We start from the raw sequence: 3,437 nt of genomic DNA, 5'->3' as shown, positions 1-3,437 counted from the left end.
ATGACCACGCTCGCCCGGCAGGCGCGTGAACGCGGCTGGTGGGAGGGGGAGATGAAGGCCGAGCTCGGTGGCAGCCTGGTCGAGTTCGAAACCGATCATCACATGAACCCCGATCATATTATCGACACCGTCAAGAGCTCCTGCTTTAATCATACCTTTGGCACCACCAGGAGATACTTCCTCTGCTGGTTGATGGACAATTCTAACTCTTCCCAGAAGTTCTTGTTTTATTTTTACTAGTTCTCTAGCAAGTACCATCAAATATGCAGTATGTGCATCGTGTCCACAGGCATGCATTACTCCTGGATTGACCGATTTAAAACTTAAATCATTATCTTCAAAAATAGCAAGAGCATCAAAGTCTGCTCTCAACGCAAGAGTTTTTCCGGATTTTCCACCTTCAATATCAACGATGATTCCAAATCCCTTTCCGATAAGTTTTGGTTCACAGTCAAGTTCTTTATAAAAGCCCATAATATACTTAAATGTTTCTTTTTCTTGAAAAGAAATTTCTGGGTATTGATGAAGATGACGCCTAATTTGAATCATTTCATTCTCATATTGTGTTAAGCTAGTCAACAAATTATTAAGTAGTTTCATATGATACCTCTAAACTTTCTACCCGAAATGCTAGTTAATTTCATTGGAAAATAAATAAGTCGTGCTATCCTAATCTTAAAGCACTAAGCATTAGAAAGCGCACGACTTATATGACTTATAATAGCACACTTCCAAAAGTTTTTGTTTATTTACTGACAACCATTGAGACGCTTTATCAAACGAGTGTTCCCCTTGAGGTTCAAAACCGAAAAAACGTCCATCTTGCAACATCTGACTGTTTAGTGATTACTTGTTACCTCTGGGGCGTACTGCATTTTAGTGAAACGCTTAAAGCTAAGCACCAATTGGCTCAAAGTTTATTTCCTAATTTCCTAGAATATTCTCGCTTTGTCCGCCGTTGTAATGCCCTCTTACCGAGTATCCAAGTCATTCGCCAAGCACTCGTCTTTAAAGAGGTTGAAGGAATTAGTGTATCCATTATTGACAGCTTCCCCCTTCCTTTGTGTCAGCCTATTCGTAACTTCAGAAGCAAAGTTCTTGGAGATTATGCAAATGCTGGCTACAATTCTACAAAGGGACAGTACTTCTATGGATGTAAATGTCATGCTTTAGTCAGTGAATCAGGCTATGTCATAGACTACACAATTACTCCTGCTTCAATGGCTGATAGTTCAATGACCGAGGAAGTGTTGAGTCAATTTGGGACACCAACAGTCCTTGGAGATATGGGATATCTAGGTCAGTCACTGCATGAAAGGCTGGAATTAGAAGGAATTGATCTAATTACACCTGTCAGGAAGAACATGAAGCAAAAGAAAATCCTTTTCCCTAATTTTTCAAAACATAGAAAAGTGATTGAGCGAGTTTTCTCTTTTTTGACAAATCTAGGAGCTGAGCGTTGTAAAAGTCGTTCGCCTCAAGGTTTTCAATTGAAATTAGAGATGATACTTTTAGCGTATTCTTTACTGTTAAAATCAGCTAAATCACTGGAACCAGAGACTTTAAGATATTCTATCGGGTATCAAGTCATGGCTAAATAATCAACTAGCAATTCGGGTCGTAATTAACATAATTGTATATGAACCCTTTGCATTTTCATTTAACGGCTTAATGGTTTTTCGCCTTAATAATAATAACCTTTGTTAAAAATTTGATTTTTTCTTTTAAGGGCCTAGAATTTATTATTTCTTTGGTTCTGTTGCAAAGTTTTCCAAAAAATCTATTTTAGTGTAAAATTGAGAAAAAAGACAGAGAGGACAGAGTAATGAATCATTTTAAAGGCAAACAATTCAAAAAAGACGTCATTATTGTCGCTGTTGGTTACTACCTGCGTTACAATCTAAGCTATCGTGAAGTTCAGGAATTGTTATATGATCGTGGAATAAATGTTTGTCATACTACGATTTATCGTTGGGTGCAAGAGTACAGCAAAGTCCTCTATTATCTTTGGAAGAAGAAAAATAGACAATCCTTCTATTCATGGAAAATGGACGAAACCTATATCAAAATTAAGGGACGTTGGCATTATCTTTATCGTGCAATTGATGCGGACGGCTTAACCTTAGATATCTGGTTACGAAAGAAACGGGATACGCAAGCAGCCTATGCTTTCTTAAAACGACTCCATAAACAGTTTGGTGAGCCGAAAGCAATTGTGACCGATAAAGCACCTTCTCTTGGCTCCGCCTTTAGAAAGTTACAGAGTGTGGGTTTATATCCTAAGACAGAGCACCGAACTGTGAAGTATCTTAACAATTTAATAGAACAAGACCATCGACCTATTAAACGACGGAATAAATTTTATCAAAGTCTCCGTACAGCCTCTTCCACGATTAAGGGCATGGAGACCCTTCGAGGAATATATAAAAAGAACCGAAGAAATGGAACGCTCTTCGGCTTTTCGGTGTCTACTGAAATCAAGGTATTAATGGGAATAACAGCCTAAGATATTTGGAGTTCAGAGAGAGCGCGTTTGATTTTCAAACTTCGCAACAGAACCAATTTGTCCAAGATATTGACCCAAATACATATTATCTGCAATATTTACTTAATAACTGTAATTGAGATTGGAGAATTTTTAACCATATAAGTAGCATGCGAACCAAAATATCCTTTATTTCCATGCATTGATCGCGATCCAATGATTAAGATATCTGCAGATGTTGCTGGCAAAATCGTCTTAGTAATTTCCTCGGCCGGATCACCTTCTCCACTGTACAGCTGAATGTTTTTTACACCGCTATTTTCTGCATATTGTTTGTACTTTTCCAAATTAAGTGACAATTGACTTTGTTTCTGCCTCAAGTACTCAGGGTCTAACGCTTCATAAACATTCAGCTCTTCAATTTCTAAAATTGAGGCAATCAGTAATGCGGCTCCAGTTTTACTCGCTTGCTTTACAGCATATTGAAAGGCTTTTTGAGCTCCTTCTGATTCATCTACCCCAACTAAAATATTTTTAAATTCATCAAATCCTTCCATAGTGCTTCTTACCTTTCATTAATTAATTGATTATATTTTTTATTTCCTTTATACAGTTCAATAATTGTCCACGCTAACAGTAGTAATACTGCGACGATAATGACATAGGCAATAGAATCAGCTAGTACAAGTTGGCTTGATGTCACCTTTTCACCAAAAAAACCTTCAATTTGGCCGGGCAATCCAATCAAATTTAAATATGTCAATCCAATTACTGAACCCCATCCTATTATCCGAATAACTATCGAATTTTTAAACCGGCTTCCCATTTCCACCTCACTATTGGTACCATTATTAATGATGACCAATAGTGAGGTGGATCAGAGACGAGCCGGGCGTCGCTGAAGCGGTAGCTACCGTTGGCGAGACGTTCCCGTGTGCGCAACCGATTGGAG

5 protein-coding genes are annotated in these 3,437 nt (G+C 38.1%); 2 read left to right on the top strand and 3 right to left on the bottom strand.

Features of this window, described 5'->3' with window-relative positions:
* Positions 1-600: amidohydrolase (locus ABT053_RS43235; RefSeq protein WP_350978005.1), on the bottom strand; the 600-nt coding region annotated here is incomplete at its 3' end.
* 110 nt (positions 601-710) lie between these two features.
* On the opposite strand from ABT053_RS43235, the gene ABT053_RS43230 reads away from it, so the two are divergent.
* Positions 711-1,601: an IS982 family transposase gene (locus tag ABT053_RS43230; RefSeq protein ID WP_350978002.1), complete on the top strand. Its 891-nt coding sequence runs from the start codon at positions 711-713 to the stop codon at positions 1,599-1,601.
* Between the two features lie 224 nt (positions 1,602-1,825).
* Positions 1,826-2,506, top strand: a complete 681-nt coding sequence (locus ABT053_RS43225) for an IS6-like element ISS1N family transposase (protein ID WP_179161667.1) — start codon at positions 1,826-1,828, stop codon at positions 2,504-2,506.
* 98 nt (positions 2,507-2,604) lie between these two features.
* Here the strand turns inward: ABT053_RS43225 and ABT053_RS43220 are convergent, their stop codons facing one another.
* Both ABT053_RS43220 and ABT053_RS43215 read right to left on the bottom strand, forming a co-directional pair.
* Positions 2,605-3,042: a universal stress protein gene (locus ABT053_RS43220; RefSeq protein WP_350977999.1), complete on the bottom strand. Its 438-nt coding sequence runs from the start codon at positions 3,040-3,042 to the stop codon at positions 2,605-2,607.
* 8 nt (positions 3,043-3,050) lie between these two features.
* The gene (locus ABT053_RS43215) at positions 3,051-3,317 is read right to left on the bottom strand and encodes a hypothetical protein (RefSeq protein WP_350977997.1); all 267 of its coding nucleotides are present in this window, start codon (positions 3,315-3,317) and stop codon (positions 3,051-3,053) included.
* Positions 3,318-3,437 lie beyond the last annotated feature (120 nt).

It is taken from the genome of Streptosporangium sp. NPDC002524, assembly GCF_040295985.1.
GTDB lineage: Bacteria > Actinomycetota > Actinomycetes > Streptosporangiales > Streptosporangiaceae > Streptosporangium.
Note: the sequence above shows the minus strand (reverse complement) of the source record. Positions and strands in the feature narration are given on the sequence as shown.

Excerpts from the sequence above, each read along its gene's own strand:
- ABT053_RS43230 (WP_350978002.1), top strand. The coding sequence starts at position 711 with ATGACTTATAATAGCACACTTCCAAAAGTTTTTGTTTATTTACTGACA.
- ABT053_RS43225 (WP_179161667.1), top strand. The coding sequence starts at position 1,826 with ATGAATCATTTTAAAGGCAAACAATTCAAAAAAGACGTCATTATTGTC.
- ABT053_RS43220 (WP_350977999.1), bottom strand. The coding sequence starts at position 3,042 with ATGGAAGGATTTGATGAATTTAAAAATATTTTAGTTGGGGTAGATGAA.